Source organism: Pseudoalteromonas undina (genome assembly GCF_000238275.3).
In the GTDB taxonomy this organism is placed as follows: domain Bacteria; phylum Pseudomonadota; class Gammaproteobacteria; order Enterobacterales; family Alteromonadaceae; genus Pseudoalteromonas; species Pseudoalteromonas undina.
On record NZ_AHCF03000002.1, the window covers coordinates 336,871 to 359,912 of the forward strand.

Consider the following 23,042-nt stretch of genomic DNA (forward strand, 5'->3'; position numbering starts at 1 on the left):
GTATGAAAATATTAATTTTAGGTGCCACTGGCATGCTTGGCTATAGCCTGTTATGCAACTTAAATGAACACGCTAACTTATCCGTATTTGGCACAGTACGCAGTATTGATGGTAAAGAGTCTTTTTTTAGCGATATAGAGCAGCAATTAATTACTGGTGTTGACGCCTATGACATTAGCTCACTGGAGCTTGCGATCGAAACAGTAGCGCCTGATGTAGTAATTAACTGTGTAGGTTTAATTAAACAGCATGGTATTTCAAAGCAACACATTGATGCTGTTAAAATTAATGCGTTACTTCCTCATGAGCTTGCCGATATTTGCGATCGAGTTAAAGCAAAATTGATTCATTTTTCAACCGACTGTGTATTTACCGGTGACGTAGGTTTATACAGCGAAGATTCATTACCCGATGCGTGCGATTTATATGGTAAATCTAAGTGCCTTGGTGAAGTGAGCTATGGTAAGCACTTAACTTTAAGAACCTCAATTATAGGGCACGAACTTACTACTGCAGTAAGTTTAGTTGACTGGTTTTTATCACAAGGCGAAAGCGCTAAAGGTTTTTCTAAAGCGGTATTTTCTGGTTTGCCCACTTGTTATGTAGCTAAGCTGTTGGTTGAATATATTTTACCACAACCAGAAATCTCGGGGTTATTGCACTTGTCGGTGGATCCCATTGATAAATACACGCTATTAAAATTGATAGCAGAGCAATACCAAAAAAACATAACTATTTCTGAATCGAAAGAACTAGTTATAGATCGCTCTCTAAATTCAGATAAATTTAGACAATTAACTCAGTTTAGCCCACCTGCGTGGAGCAAACTTGTTGAGTATATGCATACAGATTACGAAAAAAGGTATAAAGCATGAAAAAGTTAAAAGTTGTTACTGTTGTAGGTACTCGACCTGAGATCATTAGATTGTCGTGCACCATAGCAAAACTTGATGAATTTTGTGAGCATATACTAGTTCATACTGGGCAAAACTATGATTATGAGCTGAATCAGATATTTTTTGAAGACTTAGAAATTCGAGCGCCAGACATATTTTTAGAGTGTGCAGGAGCTACAGCTGCTGAAACAATGGCACAAGTTATAAGCAAAGCTGATGGAATGTTTGCTGAAGTTAAGCCTGATGCTGTCTTGATATTAGGTGATACAAATAGTGCTATGGCTGCTATTCCAGCTAAGCGTAAGAAAATCCCAATATTTCATATGGAAGCCGGTAATCGCTGTTTTGACATGCGCGTACCAGAAGAGATCAACCGTAAAATAGTGGATCATATTTCTGACGTTAACATGCCTTACACAGATATAGCTCGCGAATACTTACTAGCTGAGGGCTTAAAGCCTGATCTGATAGTTAAAACAGGCAGTCCAATGGATGAGGTACTTAATCGTTACAAGGAAAAAATTACTAATGCTGAAATTTTATCAACACTAGATTTAACAGCTTGCGAATACTTTGTCGTAAGTGTTCATAGAGAAGAAAATGTAGACTCTGAAAAAAATATTCATAGTTACGTACAAGTATTAAATACAATTGCAGAAAAGTATAAATACCCGATAATTGTTTCTACTCACCCACGCACAAGAAAGAAGATTGATCTACTTAATTTAGAATTCCACCCACTTGTTAGATTAATGAAACCTTTAGGTTTTAGTGATTATATAAAGCTTCAAATGGAAGCAAAAGTGGTATTAAGTGATAGCGGTACTATTACCGAAGAGTCATCAATATTAAATTTCCCTGCTATTAACATTCGTGATGCACAAGAGCGGCCTGAAGGCTTCGAAGAGGGGGCTGTCATGTTTACAGGCATGAATGTGGAACGCATACTACAGGCAATAGATATTTTGGAAAATCAACCTAGGGGTAAGGTTAGATTAATCAATAAAGTTAATAATTATATAGCACCTAATGTATCAGATAAGGTTTTAAGAACAATTATTAGTTATACCGATTATGTTAATAAGTTTGTTTGGAAGAAGTCTTGAACTGTAACTTTTTATACTTTTTGGTTAGGAAACTAATTTTTGTCGCGCATTAAAAAAATCATTAAAAGCTCGTTGCTAAAGGAGTCAATCCTATATGGATTGACAGGCGTTATATCAAAGTTTGCTCCTCTTTTGGTTATACCTATTTATATCAATGTAATAGGTATTGAAGGCTTTGGAGTTCTTGACTTATACATAACAATTGGAATGGCTGTGTTTATTATATGTGAAGCACAGGCTGTTTCTGGAGTTATGAGAAGCTATTATGAGTGTAAGAAATCGAATACATTGAAAGATCTCATAAGCTCAGCGATTAAAATATATCTAGTGACTTATGTTTGTCTACTCATACTGTTTCTTATAACATTTCTACTACCTCTCCAAATTTCCGAAATACGCTTTGATTATTTGTTGCCTATTTTATTAGCTATCTTTCCTAGGCAGTTATTTGCATTAAATACAATAATTTTAAGAATGGAGCATCAAGCAAAACAATATGTGGCTCTAAGTTTGTTAAGTGTGCTACTAACAGCTATGTTAGGGATAATATTTATATATTTTTATGAGCCTAACGTCCTATCAGTTTTGTATGGTATTGCTCTTGCTCAGTTTGCTTTAGGAGTTATATCCACACTTTATCTCAAAAAGTTAGTATCTTTGAGTACGCCATCCAATTACCTCAAAGAAATAGTTTATTATGGCGTTCCAATCGCAATATCAAGCTTGGCTGGCTGGTTGCTAGCATCATCTGGCCGTTTGGTTATTGCAGACAAGTCATCTGATTTTGATTTGGGGGTTTATAGCTTATCGCTTAAGGTTGCAATGGTATTTATGGTTTTGTTGCAAGCATTTAGAACAGCTTGGGACCCATACTGTATGAGGCTTTTTGGCGAAAATAATTCCCATTTAATGTTTGCAAAGTCTTTAAATGTTTATTGGGTCTTTGGTAGCCTTATCATTTTACTTATTTATTTATTATCTCCATTCCTAATTTTATTACTAGGAGCTAATGAAGCAGCCTTAAATCGAAATTTAATCTTATTAATTTTATTTGGATATTTATGGCAAGGAGCAATAAACATAATTGCTGTTGGTAATGCTTGGTCAAGAAAAACTTATGTTAACTCATTTGGTACTATTGCCGGTGGAGGAGTGAGTTTATGCTTATCATATATGTTTGTTAGTGAGCTTGGAGTTATTGCTGGCGGTGTGGGTTACCTTTTTGGTATGATAGCAAGCTTTGCTATAATCTATTATCTAGCTCAAAAAAATCAGTATATTCCTTATAATAATTACATTTCAATTTTGTTTTTTCTCATTTCTATGGGTATTAGTTTCTTTGTTATAAATTAGGGGCTAGGGATTAATTAGGAAGTATTAAAATGAGAATAGAGTTAACCGGGAAAGTAAAATTAAAGAACAGACTAGTGAACAGTATCTCAATTTTGGATGACTCGATCTATTATTCAAGCTCTTTGATGAACTCTATATCTAAGTTAAATCTTTCGACTTTAGATGATGAGGTGGTTGTTGGAGAGGGTTGTGGATATGGTAGATATAAATTCAGAGAACCTGTACATGTAAAAGCTATTAAGGAGGGCGAAAAGGTTTGTTTACTAGTAAGTGATTGGCATAATCATAGACTACTGAAGTACAGTAATAATAAATATATTACTGAGCTAGGTTTTTTTGCTTCAACATCATCGAAAATAAAAAATATCGCTAAATTTATAAAGGGAATGAGTGTTTCAGGTTCTTATATAGAAACTCACTTCAAACCAAATAGTGTCAAGCATAATGTAAGAACAAGTTTTTTTCATAATGCTGCCTACTTTTTCTCATCCTCTTTTAGGCTAACTTCGAAAAGATTTTTCAATATTAATAAGCCCAATGGGGTATCGCTGTACAAAAATGGCTTTATATTTACTCAAAAAAATAGAAATGTATTGTCATTTGTAGATGAAAAATTAAACCCTATAAAAGAGTTTACTCCACCGGAAAGTGGTCGTTTAGCAAATGTAACACCTTGTGAGGATGGAGTTATATTTTGTATAGAATCTATAGGTGTCGTATACAGGCTAAACAATTTAGGTACCTTCTCGAAAATCTTATTGAAGCCCTCAAGTGTTAATTTTAAACCATTTTGCGCATGTGTTATTGAAGAGGACTTACTTGCAGTAATATCTATGTTTAACTTACATATTTTTGAAATGTCAAGTGGCCTTGAGAAGGCATGCTATAGCGTCGATGGTGAATTACATGGACTTGACGTGTCCAATAATAATATTTATATCTCGGATCGAGAAAATAGTGAAATATATATTTTGAGACTTAACAATGATTGATATTAATAACCCGCTTTCTATAGGTAGTTTTCTTAATTTTGGTTACGATATTACATACACTCCAAGTATTAAGTTTGATTATTCACAAATATCTTCCAATGCTAAAAAGCCTGATTATAAAACTACAAAAGATATATTTATGTCTTGTTTGGAGGGGTGTATAGGTGATACTAATGATGATATAGTTGTGCCTATAAGTGGAGGTCTCGACAGTAGAGCTTTATTGGCCGGTCTTCTGGAGCTTCGAAGTGCTGATAAAATTAAAACTTATACTTTCGGTACAAAATCCAGTTATGATTTTGAGATAGGCAAAGGTATAAGTAAAAAGTTAGGAGTCACATGTAACTCTTATGAACTATCTGAGTATAGCTTTGATGAAAAATCATTGTTTGATACAGCTTCAATGTTTGATTATCAAACTACACTATTTTATCACCCGCCATATGATGAAATTAAAAATACTTTTAACAGTGATTTGGTGCTTGTTGGTTTTATGGGGGATCCTTTAGCTGGTTCTCATTTGCCAGAAGTGGTGAGTGTAGATAACACACAATTATTACAAAGATTTTTGTCAAAAAACCAAATGGTTAGAAGCTGCTCTTTGCATGATTTGGAAGCATCTAATTTAAATGAGATAGTAAAGTTTCCAGAGCTTATTTTAAGTAAGATTACTAAAGACGAGTACTTAGACTTTGAAGTAAGGCAATTAAGGTATGTTCACCCTCATGTAATGCCAAAACAATTAAATTGTAAGTCTCCATTTATCGAGTCTGACTGGTTTAATCATATGCTTTCTTTACCCACAGAGTGCCGAAGAGAGCAGTCTTATTATAATGAATTCTTAATTAATGCCTTTCCCGCAGCATTTAACTTTCCTTGTAAAAATAACTACGGCCTTAAATTAAATACTCACCCAACTTTGATTAAACTTTGGCGAGGTGCCCATCGATTAAATTCGTTGAGGGATAAAACAATTAACTACCAAAATTTTAATCGCAGAATTTGTGATGATAAAGCACTTTATAAATTATTAGATATGCTTCTTCATAGGTTAGCCAAACGTAATCTAAATTTAAAGTTGGATCCAGTTGAGCTATTAAGAAACCATAAAAACCACAATGCTATTTTTTCAGATGCAATTATTAATTTAGCGTCTTTAGAAGTTAACTTATCCGCTAATAATCAGTAATAATCAGTAATAATCAGTAATAATCAGTAATAATCAGTAATAATCAGTAATAATACAGATTGTTGCTAAATAAAAAGCATAATTTAATCAATTAGGTAAAGTTTCAAGGCGTATTAATGAAAGTAACTTATATCTCTAGTTCTATAATCCCATCTAGGACTGCAAATAGTATTCATGTAATGAAAGTTTGTCAGGCTTTTTCAGAGCTGGGTCACGAAGTAACCTTATTAGCACCAGATGTTAAAGATAATTATGAAAAAGACATAACAGATGTCTATGAGTTTTATGGAACTAGTAATATATTTAATATAGCCAAGTTACCTTGGCTGACTTATTTGAAAGGAACATCACTTTTTTATGGTTTTTTTGCAGCCTTAAAAAGCCACAGAATGAATGCTGATTTAGTTTTTTGTAGGGATTTTCATGGTGCTTTTTTCGCGTCTTTAATGGGGAAAAAGGTTGTTTATGAATCTCACACTCCAATTTGTGATAGCAATGCCAAAGGCTTAAAACCTAGCATGTTTAGAAATATGATATCTAAGAAAAACTTTAAAAATTTAGTAGTCATTACGCATTCGCTTAAAGCATATTACTTAGCTAATTTTCCGCAATTAAAAGGTAAAATTATTGTTGCTGCTGACGGAGCTGACCCTATAGCTCCTGATACAGAGCCTTTTGACTTTGAAAATGATGAAAATCGCATGCAGGTTGGTTATGTTGGACACTTATACCCTGGGAGAGGGGTAGATATAATTATCGAATTAGCCTCTATGTGTGATTGGGCAGACTTTCATATTATTGGGGGGCAAGAGTCAGATATAAACCATTGGAAAGCACTATCCAACGATCTTTCTAATGTCACTTTTCATGGTTTTGTATCTCCGAGTGAGGCTGAAAGAATGCGAATGGGTTGTGAAGTTTTACTAGCTCCATACCAATCGAGTGTTGCCGTATCTGGTGGTGGAGGAAATACAGTCAAGTGGATGTCTCCCTTAAAGGTGTTCGAATATATGGCTGCCGGTAAGGCAATACTTTCATCGGATATCCCTGTATTACATGAAGTATTACAAGATAAAAAAAACTCATTACTTTGCATAGCTGATCAACCGGTTGATTGGGCTGAAAAGTTAATTACTCTCAGAGATGATCCTGTATTAAAAAACACACTAGGTGAATCAGCCCTGAAAGATTTTGTGTCATCTTATTCTTGGTATTCCAGAGTAGAAAATATTCTTAGGTTAATATGATGACCAGCTCACCTATCTGGATTAATTATATGGAGGTTTTGTGAAAGCCAAGGAAAATCCAAAAAAAATTACTTTTATCATTAACTCGCTTTCTGGAGGTGGTGCCGAGGGTGTGTGTGTGAATATAGCTAATGGTCTATCAGAACTAGGTTGGGATGTAACGTTGGTAGTATTGAATATGAATAGTTCTGTTTACCATAAGCGAATAAATAAGAGGGTTAACTTTATTACCTTAGGAGTTGATCATGCTAGGTATGCACTTTTTCCTATATATAAATTTATTAAAAATACCCAGACAACTAAGTTAGTGGCCTTTAGTTATGATATTACTATTTTGCTTGTTTTAATACGTATGTTTTCACCATTAAATTACTTTATTTTTACCCGTAATATGAACTCTTTAACACAAAAGCTAAATGATAGCTCGAAGGGAGTGCGCTCAAGATTATTGAAGTTTTTAATATCAAAGCTTTATAGTAAGGCCGACCATGTTGTAAATCAGTGCAAAGCTATGGAAAGTGATTTATTAAGTGTTTTCCCAGAATTGGATAAAAAAACAAGTGTTATATATAACGCTGTTAATCAAAAAATTGAAAGGGCTGCAAAAAATTATAACTTTCAGGGAGTTCACAAAAAGGAATACCTCCTTTGCGTAGGGCGACTAGAGAAACAAAAAGCTTTCCATAATGCCATTGAGGTATTTAGAAAAATAAGTCACTCTTACCCTAACATGGAATTAAAAATAATCGGAGTGGGAAGCTTAGAGGCTGACTTAAAGAAGCACGCTGATTTTTTAGGTATTATTGATAAAGTTGAATTTGTAGGTTTCACCGAAAATACGATTAGTTACTATTTACATGCAAGAGCAACTTTATTGACATCTTTATATGAAGGCTTCCCGAATGTGTTAGTTGAATCTATTACTCTAGGAACACCTATTGTCGCTTTCGACTGTTCTAGTGGCCCTTCAGAGATTGTGATACCTCATTGTAATGGTATATTGGTTGAAAACCAAAATTTAGATGCTTTTGCTCAAGCTATTAATGTTTTATTAAGTGATAATAATTTACAAGATCCTAAGGTGATAAAAAAAACCTCTAATAGTTTTTCAAATAAGACAATATTGACTGATTGGGAGCGATTACTTATCAAGCCTAACCGGATATGCAAATTATGATGTTAGTAAATCAATGTTTGGATCTAAGGTTTTAAATTGACTTATTACTTATTAAGCTCATTATTCCTATTTTTTTTTACATCCTTTGCTTACGCTTGTGATAATAGAGCTCAGATTAAAATTACTTTCGTAGTAGTTACTTTTTTTGCTATTTTTTGTGGCTTACGTTGGTATTCTGGTAATGACTACGGGGCTTATATAGATATATTTCAACTTGTGCCGAAAATTTCGGGATTCAACTTAACTGATGTTTCACATATACACTCTGAAATAGGCTATAAGTTCATAAATAGCATCTTAAAAACAATATCACTAGAAAGTTATAGTGCGATTTTTGTGATAGCGTTAGTTTCACTATATTTAAAATTCTTCTTCTATTTCAAATTAGTAAAAAATGTGTTTTTTTGCACTTGCTTTTATTTGGCTTTGCATTTTTTTCGAGCTGAGTTTATTCAAGTTAGGATGGCGTTAGGTTTAGCCGTGCTATGTGTAGGCTTAATTTTTTTCTTTAAGGGAGATAAACTTAAGTTTTTTGTAGCTGTTATTTTGGCTACAACAATACACTCTATATGTATTATTTTTCTTATTTTACTTATTACTCGTGATTACAAATTAAGATATTTGCTTTTTTGGGCATTGGCTTTACCTCTTGTTTCTTCTTTTTTTTCTTTACTGAAACCTCTATTGGAGATGCTAACGCAAATATTTAGTAATCCAATATTAACTATTCTATACAATTATGCATTTAGTGGTGTTCATGGGGACAAGGTATTAATATATAATTTAACACCATTGAGGCATCTATTAATGACTATTTGTCTTATAATTTTTTATAATAGCTTTCGTTCTGAAAAAGAGGTAAACCTTCAGATTATAAAGGTTTATTTGGTTGGTATAATTCTTACAAGTTTCTTTATGGATGTAGAGTTAATATATGCAAGAGCGATCTACTTATTCGATATTGTAGAGCCTATAGTGGCATGTATTTTAATAAATAAGATTCGTAATTTTTATTTCAGAAATTTTATGTTCTTTATTGTTAGTATGTTTTCTATTCTTTTAATGAGCAGAAATGCATTTAGTAACCCCAGCTTATTTGAATATGATACTTGGATAAGTTTAATTATTTGATTTTGGTGAGTAATGAAAAATCAGTTAGTTGTAATAGGTAATTTTGGAAGTGGACAGGGTAATTGTGGTCAAACAATTAAAACTAATGTTGTCTATAGCTTGCTAAAAAAAGAGCGGGCAGATGATACCATTGCATTTGATACATCAAATTTAAAAAGTATATCTAAAATTTTCTACTTATTATTCGTAGTGTTTCGTTATGATAAGTTCGTAATCCTTCCCGCTCAAAAAGCTTTGCCGATATTGGCCTGTTTATTTTATATATTTAATAAAAAAGCAGACTATATAGTTATTGGTGGTTGGTTGCCTGAATACTTAATGATTTCTCGTCGGTTTATAAAAAAAGCTATTTCAAGTAACTTTAGAATATTTGTTGAAACTAGGGATATGACAAGTAAGTTAATTAAAATTGGTATAAAGAGCTATGTTCTTCCAAATTTTAAAACTTTTGTTAAATTCAAATTGGAAAGTGTTTTAGAAGAAAAAGAAAAGAACTCTACAAAAGTTAATTATGTATACGTAGGTAGAGTAATTAAGGAAAAAGGCTTAATAGATTCAATTAATGCACTCTATAATGTCGCCTCTAATTTTAAAGATAAGCAATTTAATTTTGACATATATGGTCCTCTGGATAATTGCTTTGAAAGTGAGTTTAAAAACGCAATTAAAAAATTTAAATCTGAAAACCTGATAGTAACCTATAAAGGTTTTGTGTCCCCAAGTGAAATACAAGAAACTTTAGTTAGTTATAACTTTTTTTTATTTCCTACTTATTATGAAGGTGAGGGGTTTCCTGGTTGTCTAATAGATGCTATGGCATCTGGCGTTCCAATTATAGCTAGTGATTGGAAATATAATAAGGAGATTGTGAAAAGCAACGAAAATGGTTATTTATATAAAAGTAAAAGCGTTTCTGATTTAACTAATGTTTTGAGTCATTCGTTTTTATTAAGTCCTAAAGATTATAAAGATTTAGTTAGTAAGTGTTTAATTGATGCTGTTACTTACCATGAGGACAATGTAAAATTAACCATGGAAAAATATAATTTTTTTGTATCATAGCTAAAACACTTTTGATCATTAATCTTCTAATAGCTATTATCAAGGCTACCAAATGAGAATCATATATCTTCATCAATATTACTGTACACCATCTATGAACGGTGGAATTCGTTCTTACGAGTTTGCTAAAAGGTTAGCTAAAGCAGGGCATGATGTCATTGTTGTAACTAGTGATACCGAGAATAAGTTTAAAGGTTGGAAAGTTGAAAAACAGGAAGGTTTCGAGGTCCACTGGATTTCAGTAAGTTATAATAATAACTACGGCTTTTGTATGCGCTTATATGCATTTTTCAAATTCTTAATACTATCAAGTGTTCATATTTGTCGTATAAAAAGCGATAAACTCTATGCCACTAGTACGCCTTTAACCATAGCTATCCCTGCTCTAATTTATAAGTTATTTAAAAAAAAGCCTTTCATTTTTGAGGTAAGAGATGTTTGGCCCGAGGTCCCTGTTGCTTTAGGAGTTATCAAGAATAGAGCCCTAATCAAACTATCATCAATTTTAGAGAGACAAGCCTATAGCAACGCAGAACATATAGTTGCTTTATCTCCAGATATGGAAAAAAGTATCAGTAATGAAAAGATAAAGGGAAAAATAAGTGTTATACCAAATGCTTCTGATTGCCATCTTTTTAACCTCCCATTAAGTGAAAATGACTCGTTTATTAGTAAATTGAAAGTAATTAGAAGGAGGCATAAAAAGGTTGTTTTTTACACCGGTGCCTTAGGTGTTGTAAATAATCTAGAAAGTTTTATAAAGTTAGCCTCTTTTTCTAATGGTGAAGTTGCTTTTGTAGTAATAGGAAAAGGCAGGCAAGAAAGTGATTTAAGAAAATTTGCGGGCAAATTAGGTATTACAGATAAGGTGGTTTACTTTATGCCTAATGTTAATAAAAAGCAGTTATCAGCCGTTCATTCTATTTTTGACATGGCAGCATCTACGGTTTTACCAATTAAAGCGCTATATGCCAACTCAGCTAACAAAGTATTTGATGCTTTTGCTGCAGGAACCCCTCTTTTAATTAATCATGGTGGGTGGATTAAAGATTTAATTGAAAAAACATACTGTGGACTTGTTATAAACAATGATCCAACTGAGTCTGATTATATAGCTTTAAAAGAGTTCTTGTTTAATGATGGCAAATATAAAAATGCATGTAAAGCCTCATTAAATTTAGGTTTAAATGAATTCAATAGAGATAATTTATTTAAAAAATTAAACTCACTTTTTAAAGTTGGTGTTTCATGAAGTTTGTGTTTGATTTACTAGTTTCTGTGATCTTATTGATTGTAACAATGCCTTTAATTTTAATTGTTGCTGCTTTAGTGCGCCTTAAATTAGGCTCCCCTATATTATTTACTCAAAATCGCCCGGGTTTAAATGGCAATACTTTTAAGATGATGAAGTTTAGAACTATGTTAGATGCTAAAGATAAACAGGGAAATTTATTACCTGATGAGCAGCGTATGACTAAGTTAGGCTCTTTTTTACGCTCTACAAGTTTAGACGAGCTTCCTGGATTATTTAATGTACTAAAAGGCGATATGAGCCTAGTAGGTCCTCGGCCGCTACTTGTAGATTATTTACCTTTATACGATAAAGAGCAAGCTCGTAGGCATAATGTACGCCCTGGTATTACTGGGTGGGCACAGGTTAATGGTCGAAATGCTATTAGCTGGGAGCAAAAGTTTGAGCTAGATGTGTGGTATGTTGATAACCAAAGTATATGGTTGGATTTTAAAATTTTATTATTGACCATAAGAAAGGTATTCGTACGCGAAGGTATAAGTGCTGAAGGCGAAGTTACAATGACTCGCTTTAAAGGGAGCTGTAAAAAATGAAAGATTTGATAGTTATTGGTGGTGGAGGCTTTGCTAAGGAAGTTATTTGGCTCGCCAATGATTGCAGTCGCAAGGTTAGAGGCGTTTTAGATGACTCTGCTCAAACGCATAATACACAAGTGCAAGGTGCTACTGTTTTAGGTGATGTTTCTAATTGGATCAATTATAAAGATTGCGAGTTTATTATTGCAATTGGTTCGCCACGAACAAGAAAAAAAGTATTAGATAAGATGCTAACTTTTGGGGAACCTGATTTTGCCATCTTAATTCATCCTAGTGTGAGACTTTCTAATACGGTTAGCATTGGTGAGGGCTCTATTATTTGTGCTGGCTCTATACTCACAGCAGATATATCGCTAGGTAAACATAACATTTTAAATTTGAATGTAACAGTAGGTCATGAATGTGAATTCGCTGATTACGTTACTATTGCACCTATGGTGGCAGTATCAGGTAATGTTAAATTACAGTATCTAGTTGAGGTTGGTACTGGGGCTGTTATTAGGCAAGGTCTTGAACTTGCTGAAGGTTCAATGTTAGGTATGGGTGGTATTCTTACTAAGAATATTCCTGAACGTTTGATTTTTGCGGGTAATCCAGCAAAAAAATTGAAGGAAATTGTTGAATAATGGAAGTATCAATAATTGGTTCTGGAACGATGGCTACAGGCATAACTCAAGTGTTATGTATAAGTAACGAAGTTTCTAAAGTTAATTTAATAGCGAGAACTGAAGAAAAAGCTCTAGCTTCAAAAAATACTTGTGCAAAAAATATCTCTCGTCTTGCTCGAAAAGGCAAAATATCAGAGGAGCAAGCCAGTTTTGCGCTAGAAAAGCTATACTGTTGTTCTGAATTAGCTACTGTTGTTAATTCTGATTTAATTATAGAGGCAATAGTTGAAGATTTTACAGCTAAAATGGTGCTTTTCGCTAAGCTTGCTGAGTTTATAAATGAATCTGTAATTATTGCTTCGAATACATCATCATTATCTATTACTGCTTTTGCTAGCGTTTTACCAAATCCTAAAAATGTAGTTGGCTTACACTTTTTTAACCCAGCTCCGATAATGGAATTAGTTGAAATTATTGTAGGTCACGAAACTGCATTTGCAATAGTTGAGCAGTTACAGACTTTAACAAAAAATCTAGGGAAAGTGCCTGTAGTTGTTCAAGAGGCTCCTGGTTTTGTTGTAAATCGGATGCTTATACCAATGATTAATGAGGCCGTTAGTATTTTGGCCGAAGGTGTTGCTAATGCTGAGGATATTGATAAAGCAATGAAATTTGGAGCTCACCATCCAATGGGGCCATTGGCACTTGCTGATTTAATTGGTAATGATGTAAATCTTTCTATTATGGAAACTCTATATAACGAAACTGGCGATCCTAAGTACAGAGCACACCCTCTTTTAAGAAAAATGGTTCGAGCTAATCATTTAGGTCGTAAAACTAAAAAAGGCTTTTTTGAGTATTAATATATGCTAAATACCCCATTTTCTCCTTGGCCTAGCTTCACTCAACAAGAGGCCGATGCCGTAAGCAGTGTTGTTCTTTCAAATAAAGTTAATTATTGGACAGGTACCGAAGGCCGCGACTTTGAAAAAGAATTCGCTACATGGACTGATAGTGAATATGCAGTTGCACTAGGTAATGGTACATTAGCGCTCGACATAGCCTTAAAGGCGCTCGGTGTAGGTGCTGGCGATGAAATAATAACCACACCCCGTACTTTTTTAGCGTCGGCTTCCAGCATTGTAACGGCTGGAGCTGCGCCTGTATTTGCAGATGTTGATTTAAACAGTCAAGCTATTACGGCAGAGTCAATAAAAGCGGTATTAACACCTAAGACCAAAGCGGTTATTGTGGTGCATTTAGCGGGAATGCCTGCGGAAATGGATGAAATAATGGCGCTTAGTGAAGAGCATGGTTTTTATGTAATAGAAGATTGTGCACAAGCGCATGGTGCTAAATATAAAGGCCGCTCAGTAGGTAGTATAGGCCATATTGGTGCGTGGAGCTTTTGCCAAGATAAAATTATGACTACAGGTGGCGAAGGTGGCATGGTAACTACTAACTCTAAAGAGTTGTGGTCGGCTATGTGGAGTTATAAAGATCACGGCAAGAGCTTTGATGCTATTTATAACCGTGAGCATCCACCAGGCTTTAGATGGTTACATGAAAGTTTTGGCACAAACTGGCGCATGACTGAAATGCAGGCTGTTATAGGTAGAATACAATTAACTCGAATGGATGATTGGACTGCAAAACGCCAAGCTCATGGAGCATTATTAGATCAGGCGGCAAAAGGTTTCAGCTGTATTCGCTTAGTTGAAGTACCTGACTATACTAAACATGCCGAATATAAACATTATATGTTTATTAAACCTCAGCAGCTGGCTGATGGCTGGAGCCGAGATCGCATAGTTAATGAAATTGTTGAACGTGGCGTTCCTTGTTTTCAGGGGAGTTGCTCTGAGGTTTATCTAGAAAAAGCGTTTGATAATACACCATGGCGACCAAATAACCGTTTGCCTAATGCGGTTGAGCTGGGCGAAACATCAATAATGTTTTTAGTTCACCCTACACTAACTGAAACCGAAATGGCTAAAACGGCACAAGTAATAAAAGAAGTATTTGAGCTTGCATCTAAATAGCAATAACAGTTTCAGGTGTAGTTTGTTGTACTTATGATATTAAATAAATTTTGTATAGCTCTAGAGCCTAGAGTCTTGTATTAAAGGAACTTGTTGTGGATAGTTTTATCCGTTCTATTATTAACGCCTCACGTGCAAAGAAGCGAATAATTACATTATGTATTGATTCGCTTTTTATTATGTTGGCTTTTTGGTTGGCGCTTATTGTAAGGCTTGACAGCTTGGAGCCTCTTAAAAGTATAAATAATTGGTTGTTGCTAGCGTTGCTTATCCCAACAAGTTTGATTGCATTTATTAAGTTGGGTTTATACCGCGCAGTACTCAGGTATATGAATTCACAAGCGTTGTGGGCAATTATAGTAGGTACTTTAATAACGACAGTTAGCTTAGTGTTGTTAGCCTTTTTTACTGGTGTAAACATACCTAGAACTATGCCGTTTATATTTGCTTGGTTATGTTTGCTTACAGTAGGTGGTTCACGGATTTTAGTGAGGGCCATTATAGCTAAACTTATGACCAACAATAAAGAGTCAGTCATTATATATGGAGCAGGATCGGCAGGCCGGCAGCTAGCTACTGGCTTAAATGCAGGCCCTGAGTATTTTGTAAGTGCTTTTATAGATGATGATACTGCCAAACATGGCTCTATTGTACAAGGTATCCCTGTAATTGCTTTTAGAGACGTTCAGGAATTAATTGAGAAACGTAATGCCACCAAGGTTCTCTTAGCTATGCCTAGTGTCTCTAGAGCAAGGCGAAAAGAAGTATTAGCCCAATTAGAGCCGCTTTCTATTAAAGTGCTGTCTATTCCTGGTATGGCTGATGTAGTTGAAGGTAAGGCTAAGCTTTCTGAATTTAGAGAAGTTGAAATAGAAGACCTACTTGGTCGTGACCCTGTAACTCCAAAAACAGATTTAATGGCAGCAAATATTACCAATAAAGTGGTTATGGTTACAGGCGCAGGTGGCTCTATTGGGTCTGAGTTGTGTAGACAAATTATTAAACAAAACCCTTTAAAAATAATTTTATTCGAACGCAGCGAAATAGCTTTATACTCAATAGAAAAAGAACTATGTGAATATATTGATCATGGTCAACTTTCGATAGAACTAATACCTATAATGGGTTCCGTGCAGCGTATTAACAGGCTTGAAACTGTAATGATGGCCTTTGGTGTTCAAACGGTATACCACGCTGCTGCTTACAAACACGTGCCACTTGTTGAACATAATGTAGTTGAGGGGGTACGTAATAATGTATTTGGTACTTACTATGCGGCTAAGGCGGCGGTAAATGCCAAAGTAGAAACCTTTGTACTTATATCGACCGACAAAGCTGTTCGCCCAACCAATGTTATGGGAGCAACCAAGCGTATGGCTGAACTTGTTTTACAGGGGTTAGCTCAAGAACAAGGCGCTAAGCATAATACACGTTTTTGCATGGTGCGTTTTGGTAACGTACTAGGCTCAAGTGGATCTGTTGTTCCATTATTTAGACGCCAAATAAAAGAAGGGGGGGCTATAACACTGACTCATCCTGATATTACCCGCTTTTTTATGACCATACCTGAAGCTGCACAGCTTGTTATACAAGCAGGTGCCATGGGTAAAGGGGGGGATGTGTTCGTACTTGATATGGGTGACTCAGTTAAAATAAAAGATTTAGCGACTAAAATGGTTAGGCTATCTGGCTTTGAAATTAAAAGTGAATCTAACCCGCACGGTGATATTGAAATACTTTGTACAGGCTTACGCCCAGGTGAAAAACTATTTGAAGAGCTATTAATAGGTGATAATGTAGGCCAGACTACTCATGAGCGAATTATGACTGCAAATGAAGTGATGTTACCGCTTAGTGAGCTTAACGTGTTTATAGACGCGCTAGATACAGCTTGTCATAACTTTGATCATGAAAAGATTCGTAAATTACTACTTGATGCTCCAACTAGCTTCAACCCTACAGATGGGATTTGTGACTTAGTATGGAATGCTAGAAAAACTGCACCTGCAAATAAGAAAGTAGTTAAGTTAAGAGGTTAAAGGTTTCGGACTGCGGACTGCGGGCAACGAGCTACGAGGTGCGGGTTACTAGCAACTAGCAATGGGCTACGAGCTAAGTGTAATTGGCCTCTCACCTAGAACCTCAAACCCATATTAAGGAATTTAAATGAAAGTTGCCGTAGTAGGCACAGGCTATGTTGGCCTGTCTAATGCAATACTATTAGCACAACATAATGAAGTTGTTGCACTTGATATCGACGAAAAAAAAATAGCACATTTAAATAATAAGAAATCACCTATATTGGATGTTGAAATTAGTGATTTTTTAAAAAAGAAATCATTAAATTTTTCAGCAACTGCAAATAAAAACATTGCATTTACCGGAGTTGAATTCGTTATAATCGCAACCCCAACTGATTACGATCCTGAAACTAATTATTTCAATACTAACAGTGTTGAATCAGTTATTACTGATGTATTAGCGATAAACCCAGATGCCACGATGGTTATTAAGTCAACCGTACCCGTTGGATTTACAGAGTTCTTAAAACAGAAGTTCAATAATGCTAATATTATTTTTTCGCCCGAGTTTTTACGTGAAGGTAAGGCGCTTTACGATAACTTGTATCCGTCGCGTATTGTGGTGGGTGAGCAAAGCGAGCGAGCAGCAACATTTGCTGGCTTGCTTAAGCAAGGTGCCATAAAGCAAGATGTTGAAGTATTATTTACAGATTCAACCGAAGCTGAGGCCATTAAGTTATTTTCTAACACTTACTTAGCTATGCGGGTAGCTTACTTTAATGAGTTAGACAGTTACGCTGAAGCGCATGGCTTAAACAGCAAGCAAATTATACAAGGAGTTGGTTTAGACCCTCGCATAGGCAACCACTACAATAACCCGTCATTTGGCTACGGTGGTTATTGTTTACCGAAAGATACAAAGCAGCTTCGCGCTAATTATGCTAATGTACCCAATAATATCATTGGTGCAATTGTTGACGCTAATACTACACGCAAAGATTTTATTGCAGATTCAATTATTAAACGGAACCCCAAAGTAGTAGGTGTATATCGTTTAGTTATGAAGACGGGTTCTGATAACTTTAGAGCCTCTGCTATTCAAGGTATAATGAAACGCATTAAAGCTAAGGGCATTGAGGTTGTTGTTTATGAACCTGTACTTGAAGAAGATGAATTTTATCATTCGCGTGTAATAAAAAACTTAAACGAATTTAAGCTAATATCAGATGTAGTGGTATCTAACCGTATGGTTGATGAGCTAAGTGATGTTGCAGATAAAGTATATACACGTGATTTATTTGGTAGTGATTAAAATAAAGATTAAAGGTGACGAAATTTGAGCTTCGGGACACGGGCTTAAAACTTCTTTTAAAAGGTTTAAAATGAAATATTTAGTAACAGGCGCAGCTGGCTTTATTGGTAGTGCGGTTGTAGAAAAACTAACCTCTGCTGGTCATGAAGTGGTAGGTATTGATAACTTAAATGATTATTACGATGTAAATTTAAAGCATGCGCGCCTCAAACGTATTGAGCATGGCCAGTTTTTGTTTAAGCAGGTCGATTTGGCTGATCGTGTTGCGATGCAAAGCTTGTTTGAGGAATCACAGTTTGATCGAGTAATTCATTTGGCGGCACAAGCGGGTGTACGGTATTCATTAGAAAACCCCTATGCCTACGCTGACTCAAACTTAACAGGCCATCTAAATATTTTAGAGGGTTGTCGCCAAACGAATGTTAAGCATTTAATTTATGCCTCGTCTAGCTCGGTGTATGGCTTAAACGCCAAAGTGCCATTTGAAACATCTGACTCTGTTGATCATCCTGTATCGTTATATGCGGCAACCAAAAAAGCCAATGAGTTAATGTCACACAGCTACTCACATTTATACGATATACCAACTACAGGGCTGCGCTTTTTTACTGTGTATGGCTCCTGGGGCCGCCCAGATATGGCGCCATTTATTTTTACTAAAAAAATACTTGATGGCGACACCATCGACATTAATAACAATGGCGATATGTGGCGTGATTTTACGCATGTAGATGATATTGTTGAAGGTGTTGTACGCATTGCAGATGTAGTACCTGCTAAAAATGCTGATTGGAGTGTAGAAGCTGGAACGCCTGCCAATAGCTCCGCGCCGTATTCGGTTTATAATATTGGTCATGGTTCACCAATTAGTTTAATGGACTTTGTAAAAGCCATTGAAGATGAGCTAGGTATTGAGGCTAAAAAGAACTTCCGTGAAATGCAGCCCGGTGATGTATACCAAACCTATGCAGATACCCAAGATTTATTTGCGGCAACAGGTTACAAGCCAAAAGTTGGTATTAAAAAAGGTGTTGCCGAATTTATTACTTGGTATAAAGATTTTTATAACAAATAATAAAGCTTAGATTAAGATATAAAAAATAGACGTTATAACTAAACGTTAAAAAAGACCGAGCCTAATTTGAACTCGGTCTTTTTCTTTTTTTGATGATGTTGTTTTACTCAAACATTACTTAAAAAAGATTAAAAATGTTCAGCTTAGATATATTATTTAGCTGGTAATTTACAAAAATATTTAAATGATTTAATTAAAGGACTACCCTTGAAAGCTGTAATCCCCGTTGCCGGTTTAGGCACCCGTATGTTGCCAATGACTAAGGCAATCCCTAAAGAAATGCTCCCCTTGGTTGATAAACCGTTTATTCAATACATTGTAAATGAATGTGTAGCTGCGGGTATTAAAGAAATTGTACTCGTAACACATAGCTCTAAAAATGCCATTGAGAACCACTTTGATACCAGTTTTGAACTAGAGGCCACGCTAGAAAGGCGGGTTAAGCGCGCTTTACTTGAAGAAGTTCGTTCTATTTGCCCTGCAGATGTGACTATTATGCATGTGCGCCAAGGTGAAGCTAAAGGTTTAGGGCATGCCATTTTATGTGCCAAACCAATCGTTGGTGATGATGACTTTGTGGTTGTGCTACCTGATGTAATCCTCGATGCTTATACGGCAAATCAAAAAACTGAAAACTTAGCGGCGATGATTGCTCGTTTTGAGCAAACGAAAGCCAGCCAAATTATGCTAGAACCCGTTGCTCTTGAAGATGTTAGTAAATACGGTATTGCTGATATTAATGGTGTAGAGCTAACCGCTGGTGAAAGTGCAGTAATTAAAAGAATGGTTGAAAAACCAGCCGCAGATTTTTCTCCTTCAAACCTAGCGGTTGTTGGCCGTTATGTTTTAAGTAAAAATATTTGGCCATTACTCGCTAAAACACATGTAGGCGCAGGCGGTGAAATACAGCTTACAGATGCTATTGACTCATTACTTGCTATTGATACGGTAGAAGCGTTTCATATGAGTGGCCGTTCGCATGATTGTGGCGACAAGCTCGGTTATTTAAAAGCAATAGTTGAATATAGCATGCGCGATAAAAGCTTAGGCAATGAGTTTACTGAGCATATGAAAAAGTTGGTTAAAGGGTAACGGGCATCGGGTAACGAGCTACGAGCGACGGGGTATGGGCATCGAGCCTAGAACCTCGAATTAACCAGTTGGGCTAATGGTTTTATTTTCTCATTTACTCCTCATTCACTTCTCTTTGTGAATAAGATCTTAAAATATTTATGCGCAAAGAGTTTAAGAGACGCTGCGCTTTTAGAGGAAGTTACGGGCTGCTGGTTACGAGCGACGAGTTAGGGACCTAAACCTAAGCCCTAAACCCTAAAACCAAATACTGACGCGGGGTGAACCCGCTGCTACAGGCATAAAAAACCTTGCGACACTAACCGCAAGGTTTTTAAATATCTCGAACCTCGAACCTCGAACCTCGAACCTCGAACCTCGAACCTCGAACCTAGCCCTTAAAAGCGTCTTGTAGTGGTGGCACTACTTGCTTTTTACGGCTTAATACGCCGTCTAGCCATACTTTACCGTCTTCTGGTTTTTCACCATAGGCTTGCTCAACTAGGCTAGCATCGTCTGATGAAATTAGCATTTGTGAGCCTTCTTTCATAATGTCGGTCAGAAGTAAAAATACTGAATGACGACCGCCTTCTTCTTTAAGCTTCGCGATGTCGGCTTCAAGGTCGGCTTTAATCTCGTCAAATACCGCAAGGTCAATAACTTCTAACTGACCAATACCAACGAGGTTACCGTTCATGTTAAAGTCTTTAAAGTCACGCATTACTAAGTCGCGTACTGGCGTATCTTCAACGGCTGATTTAACGCGGAACATGTCCATGCCTAGTTCTTTAAAGTCTTCAATGCCTGCAATTTCTGCAAGTGCTTCAACACATTTAATATCGGCCGTAGTACAGGTTGGTGATTTAAAAATAACCGTGTCGCTTAAAATAGCGCAAAGCATAATGCCAGCAATATCTTTAGGGATCTCAACGTTGTAGAAGTCATACATCATTTTAATAATGGTGTTTGAACAACCAACAGGGCGGATCCAACACTCAAGTGGTGTTGATGAGGTTAAATCACCTAGCTTGTGATGATCTACCACGCCAACAACGCGAGCCTGGTCGATATCATCAGGTGCTTGGGTTTTTTCTGTGTGGTCTACAATATAAACGTCTTCGCCAGCGTAGCTAAGTTTTAGCTCAGGTGCTTCAAAACCGAATTTATCTAAAATAAATTGTGTTTCTGGTGAAACTTCACCTAAGCGAGTTGGGATTGCTGGTTCATCAATTTGGTTTTTTAAATAAGCCAGTGCAATTGCACCACATATTGAATCTGAATCTGGGATTTTATGGCCCACTACATACATTGACATGACTAAACTCCTTAAAATTTGCCGATATTCTAGCAAAGTCTTTGGGTTTTAACATATAGACAGTGTAATTAAGTTTTGGTTACACTTTAAATCGATATTATTAATTGGAAGACCCACATGCAACTCGGCCGAAAAGGTTGGAACAATGTTATTATTTTTTCGATGTTGATTATGATCTTCTTTTTAAATGGACTGCATAAAAACATAGGGAATGATGAAACACAGGCGCAACTGCAGCCACTACTTCCTCCTCAAAGTTTTGTATTAACACTTAAATTTATCGACCAAAAAATTGAGCGTATTGGCACTAGTTGGCGAACTACTGCTTTGCAAAAAAATGCACCGCTTAGTTGGCAAGGCTCAGAGCAGCAACTTAGTGAGCTAGTTTATTTATGGCAAAATACCGCGCTGATGACGACTACCACACCTGATGCGCTTGATATGAATAAGCCACTATCGGTAGCCACGCTTGAACTCGCCGGTGAGCCCCTACCTTGGGTGTACTTACTATTTGAGGCGAATGGTCAGTATTATTTATTCGATAAAACCAGTCAGCGGCTATTGTTGCTAGATTTAACCACTGCAAAACAATTATTTCCAAGTTTTACCTTTTCATAAGTGAGTTTTATTAATGCCTGAATTACCAGAAGTAGAAGTTAGCCGTATGGGTATTACCCCCCATGTGCTAAACCAAGTTGTGACTAAGGTAAATATTCATAATGCCAGTATGCGCTGGCCTGTGCCAGATGAGGTGTATCAACTTGAGGGGTTAGTGGTTAGCAGTATTGAACGACGTGCAAAATACTTATTGTTAGAATGCGAGCTAGGCTCGGCTATATTGCATTTAGGTATGTCGGGTAACTTGAGGGTTGTGAACGCCAATGAGCCACTTAAAAAGCATGACCATGTTGAGTTTATTTTAGCGAATAATAAGGCGCTGCGTTTAAATGATCCACGTCGCTTTGGTTGCTGTTTATGGCAAGCCCCCAATGAAGAGCATAAGTTACTTGCTAAATTAGGCCCCGAGCCACTCACCGATGACTTTTTTGCTAAACGTGTTTATGAGCAATCTCGCAATAAAAAAGTGCCTGTTAAACAGTTTATTATGAATAACGCCGTGGTGGTGGGGGTTGGTAATATTTACGCTAACGAATCATTATTTAAAGCAGGTATCGATCCGCGAAAAGAAGCGGGTAAAGTAAGCCTTAAACGCTACCAAGCGTTAATCCCAATTATAAAAGACACCCTAGCCGCAGCAATTACTCAAGGCGGCACAACGTTGAAAGACTTTGCCCAAAGTGACGGTAAGCCAGGCTACTTTGCGCAGCAGCTATTAGTGTATGGCCGAAAAGGCCAGCCTTGTGTAAATTGCGACACAGCACTAACAGAAATTCGTCTAGGCCAACGCAGCACCGTTTTTTGTGAGGTGTGTCAGAAATAATAAAGGTAAAGAGTAAAGTTCTCGGGCTGCGGGTAACAGGTCTCCTACCTCGCCCCCCGTAGCCCGACACTCGAGCCTAAAACTTTTTGCGGAAAAAACAACCGGCCGGTAGCAATGTAGTTTAAGTGCTGGTATACTCCCGCGTCTGCCACGTTG

The 23,042-nt window shown here is 36.2% G+C and carries 21 protein-coding genes; 20 read left to right on the forward strand and 1 reads right to left on the reverse strand.

What is annotated here, in order from left to right; translation table 11 throughout:
• The first annotated feature begins 2 nt into the window (after nucleotides 1–2).
• The 18 genes from PUND_RS02190 to galU all read left to right on the forward strand — a co-directional run bounded on the left by PUND_RS02190 (nucleotide 3) and on the right by galU (nucleotide 20,151).
• Nucleotides 3–875 carry a dTDP-4-dehydrorhamnose reductase family protein gene (locus tag PUND_RS02190; protein WP_010390616.1) on the forward strand — a complete coding sequence of 291 codons (873 nt, stop codon included), beginning with the start codon at nucleotides 3–5 and terminating at the stop codon, nucleotides 873–875.
• On the forward strand, nucleotides 872–2,002 hold the full coding sequence (gene wecB, locus PUND_RS02195; protein WP_010390618.1) for a non-hydrolyzing UDP-N-acetylglucosamine 2-epimerase: 1,131 nt from the start codon (nucleotides 872–874) through the stop codon (nucleotides 2,000–2,002). The genes PUND_RS02190 and wecB overlap by 4 nt, the downstream gene beginning before the upstream one ends.
• Nucleotides 2,003–2,041: 39 nt before the next feature.
• Nucleotides 2,042–3,355, forward strand: a complete 1,314-nt coding sequence (locus tag PUND_RS02200; RefSeq protein ID WP_010390620.1) for a lipopolysaccharide biosynthesis protein — start codon at nucleotides 2,042–2,044, stop codon at nucleotides 3,353–3,355.
• Nucleotides 3,356–3,384: 29 nt separating this feature from the next.
• Nucleotides 3,385–4,347, forward strand: a complete 963-nt coding sequence (locus tag PUND_RS02205) for a hypothetical protein (protein WP_010390622.1) — start codon at nucleotides 3,385–3,387, stop codon at nucleotides 4,345–4,347.
• Nucleotides 4,340–5,536, forward strand: coding sequence for an asparagine synthetase (locus PUND_RS02210; protein WP_010390624.1), 1,197 nt, complete (start codon nucleotides 4,340–4,342; stop codon nucleotides 5,534–5,536). The genes PUND_RS02205 and PUND_RS02210 overlap by 8 nt, the downstream gene beginning before the upstream one ends.
• A 116-nt stretch (nucleotides 5,537–5,652) precedes the next feature.
• Nucleotides 5,653–6,783, forward strand: coding sequence for a glycosyltransferase family 4 protein (locus PUND_RS02215; RefSeq protein ID WP_010390626.1), 1,131 nt, complete (start codon nucleotides 5,653–5,655; stop codon nucleotides 6,781–6,783).
• Nucleotides 6,784–6,823: 40 nt separating this feature from the next.
• Nucleotides 6,824–7,960: a glycosyltransferase gene (locus tag PUND_RS02220; RefSeq protein ID WP_010390628.1), complete on the forward strand. Its 1,137-nt coding sequence runs from the start codon at nucleotides 6,824–6,826 to the stop codon at nucleotides 7,958–7,960.
• A gap of 36 nt (nucleotides 7,961–7,996) precedes the next feature.
• On the forward strand, nucleotides 7,997–9,091 hold the full coding sequence (locus PUND_RS02225) for an EpsG family protein (RefSeq protein WP_010390634.1): 1,095 nt from the start codon (nucleotides 7,997–7,999) through the stop codon (nucleotides 9,089–9,091).
• Between the two features lie 12 nt (nucleotides 9,092–9,103).
• Nucleotides 9,104–10,153 (forward strand): glycosyltransferase, encoded by a 1,050-nt coding sequence (locus PUND_RS02230; RefSeq protein WP_010390636.1) that lies wholly within the window; start codon nucleotides 9,104–9,106, stop codon nucleotides 10,151–10,153.
• 52 nt (nucleotides 10,154–10,205) lie between these two features.
• The gene (locus PUND_RS02235; RefSeq protein ID WP_041709189.1) at nucleotides 10,206–11,405 is read left to right on the forward strand and encodes a glycosyltransferase family 4 protein; all 1,200 of its coding nucleotides are present in this window, start codon (nucleotides 10,206–10,208) and stop codon (nucleotides 11,403–11,405) included.
• On the forward strand, nucleotides 11,402–11,998 hold the full coding sequence (locus PUND_RS02240; RefSeq protein WP_010390639.1) for a sugar transferase: 597 nt from the start codon (nucleotides 11,402–11,404) through the stop codon (nucleotides 11,996–11,998). Before PUND_RS02235 ends, PUND_RS02240 begins: the two co-directional genes overlap by 4 nt.
• Nucleotides 11,995–12,627, forward strand: coding sequence for an acetyltransferase (locus PUND_RS02245; RefSeq protein ID WP_010390641.1), 633 nt, complete (start codon nucleotides 11,995–11,997; stop codon nucleotides 12,625–12,627). The genes PUND_RS02240 and PUND_RS02245 overlap by 4 nt, the downstream gene beginning before the upstream one ends.
• Nucleotides 12,627–13,472, forward strand: a complete 846-nt coding sequence (locus PUND_RS02250) for a 3-hydroxyacyl-CoA dehydrogenase family protein (protein ID WP_010390643.1) — start codon at nucleotides 12,627–12,629, stop codon at nucleotides 13,470–13,472. The genes PUND_RS02245 and PUND_RS02250 overlap by 1 nt, the downstream gene beginning before the upstream one ends.
• A 3-nt stretch (nucleotides 13,473–13,475) precedes the next feature.
• Nucleotides 13,476–14,651: a DegT/DnrJ/EryC1/StrS family aminotransferase gene (locus PUND_RS02255; protein WP_010390645.1), complete on the forward strand. Its 1,176-nt coding sequence runs from the start codon at nucleotides 13,476–13,478 to the stop codon at nucleotides 14,649–14,651.
• Between the two features lie 95 nt (nucleotides 14,652–14,746).
• Nucleotides 14,747–16,690 carry a polysaccharide biosynthesis protein gene (locus tag PUND_RS02260; RefSeq protein WP_010390646.1) on the forward strand — a complete coding sequence of 648 codons (1,944 nt, stop codon included), beginning with the start codon at nucleotides 14,747–14,749 and terminating at the stop codon, nucleotides 16,688–16,690.
• Nucleotides 16,691–16,817: 127 nt separating this feature from the next.
• Nucleotides 16,818–17,984, forward strand: a complete 1,167-nt coding sequence (locus PUND_RS02265; protein WP_010390647.1) for a nucleotide sugar dehydrogenase — start codon at nucleotides 16,818–16,820, stop codon at nucleotides 17,982–17,984.
• 70 nt (nucleotides 17,985–18,054) lie between these two features.
• Nucleotides 18,055–19,059 (forward strand): NAD-dependent epimerase, encoded by a 1,005-nt coding sequence (locus PUND_RS02270; protein WP_010390648.1) that lies wholly within the window; start codon nucleotides 18,055–18,057, stop codon nucleotides 19,057–19,059.
• Nucleotides 19,060–19,266: 207 nt separating this feature from the next.
• A complete protein-coding gene (galU, locus tag PUND_RS02275) occupies nucleotides 19,267–20,151 on the forward strand; it encodes a UTP--glucose-1-phosphate uridylyltransferase GalU (RefSeq protein ID WP_010390649.1) in 885 nt (294 codons plus the stop codon).
• 370 nt (nucleotides 20,152–20,521) lie between these two features.
• Here the strand turns inward: galU and PUND_RS02280 are convergent, their stop codons facing one another.
• On the reverse strand, nucleotides 20,522–21,445 hold the full coding sequence (locus PUND_RS02280; RefSeq protein WP_010390654.1) for a manganese-dependent inorganic pyrophosphatase: 924 nt from the start codon (nucleotides 21,443–21,445) through the stop codon (nucleotides 20,522–20,524).
• 117 nt (nucleotides 21,446–21,562) lie between these two features.
• Between PUND_RS02280 and PUND_RS02285 the strand changes: the two genes are divergently transcribed.
• Together PUND_RS02285 and mutM are read left to right on the forward strand one after the other, a co-directional pair.
• Nucleotides 21,563–22,063, forward strand: a complete 501-nt coding sequence (locus PUND_RS02285) for a hypothetical protein (RefSeq protein WP_010390656.1) — start codon at nucleotides 21,563–21,565, stop codon at nucleotides 22,061–22,063.
• A 13-nt stretch (nucleotides 22,064–22,076) separates the two neighbouring features.
• Nucleotides 22,077–22,886 carry a bifunctional DNA-formamidopyrimidine glycosylase/DNA-(apurinic or apyrimidinic site) lyase gene (mutM, locus tag PUND_RS02290; protein WP_010390658.1) on the forward strand — a complete coding sequence of 270 codons (810 nt, stop codon included), beginning with the start codon at nucleotides 22,077–22,079 and terminating at the stop codon, nucleotides 22,884–22,886.
• Nucleotides 22,887–23,042 lie beyond the last annotated feature (156 nt).

Coding starts and splice junctions, on each gene's coding strand:
- wecB (WP_010390618.1), top strand. CDS start 872: ATGAAAAAGTTAAAAGTTGTTACTGTTGTAGGTACTCGACCTGAGATC.
- mutM (WP_010390658.1), top strand. CDS start 22,077: ATGCCTGAATTACCAGAAGTAGAAGTTAGCCGTATGGGTATTACCCCC.
- PUND_RS02280 (WP_010390654.1), bottom strand. CDS start 21,445: ATGTCAATGTATGTAGTGGGCCATAAAATCCCAGATTCAGATTCAATA.
- PUND_RS02215 (WP_010390626.1), top strand. CDS start 5,653: ATGAAAGTAACTTATATCTCTAGTTCTATAATCCCATCTAGGACTGCA.
- PUND_RS02235 (WP_041709189.1), top strand. CDS start 10,206: ATGAGAATCATATATCTTCATCAATATTACTGTACACCATCTATGAAC.
- PUND_RS02205 (WP_010390622.1), top strand. CDS start 3,385: ATGAGAATAGAGTTAACCGGGAAAGTAAAATTAAAGAACAGACTAGTG.
- PUND_RS02245 (WP_010390641.1), top strand. CDS start 11,995: ATGAAAGATTTGATAGTTATTGGTGGTGGAGGCTTTGCTAAGGAAGTT.
- PUND_RS02240 (WP_010390639.1), top strand. CDS start 11,402: ATGAAGTTTGTGTTTGATTTACTAGTTTCTGTGATCTTATTGATTGTA.
- PUND_RS02230 (WP_010390636.1), top strand. CDS start 9,104: ATGAAAAATCAGTTAGTTGTAATAGGTAATTTTGGAAGTGGACAGGGT.
- PUND_RS02255 (WP_010390645.1), top strand. CDS start 13,476: ATGCTAAATACCCCATTTTCTCCTTGGCCTAGCTTCACTCAACAAGAG.
- PUND_RS02250 (WP_010390643.1), top strand. CDS start 12,627: ATGGAAGTATCAATAATTGGTTCTGGAACGATGGCTACAGGCATAACT.
- PUND_RS02190 (WP_010390616.1), top strand. CDS start 3: ATGAAAATATTAATTTTAGGTGCCACTGGCATGCTTGGCTATAGCCTG.
- PUND_RS02265 (WP_010390647.1), top strand. CDS start 16,818: ATGAAAGTTGCCGTAGTAGGCACAGGCTATGTTGGCCTGTCTAATGCA.
- PUND_RS02210 (WP_010390624.1), top strand. CDS start 4,340: ATGATTGATATTAATAACCCGCTTTCTATAGGTAGTTTTCTTAATTTT.
- PUND_RS02270 (WP_010390648.1), top strand. CDS start 18,055: ATGAAATATTTAGTAACAGGCGCAGCTGGCTTTATTGGTAGTGCGGTT.
- PUND_RS02285 (WP_010390656.1), top strand. CDS start 21,563: ATGCAACTCGGCCGAAAAGGTTGGAACAATGTTATTATTTTTTCGATG.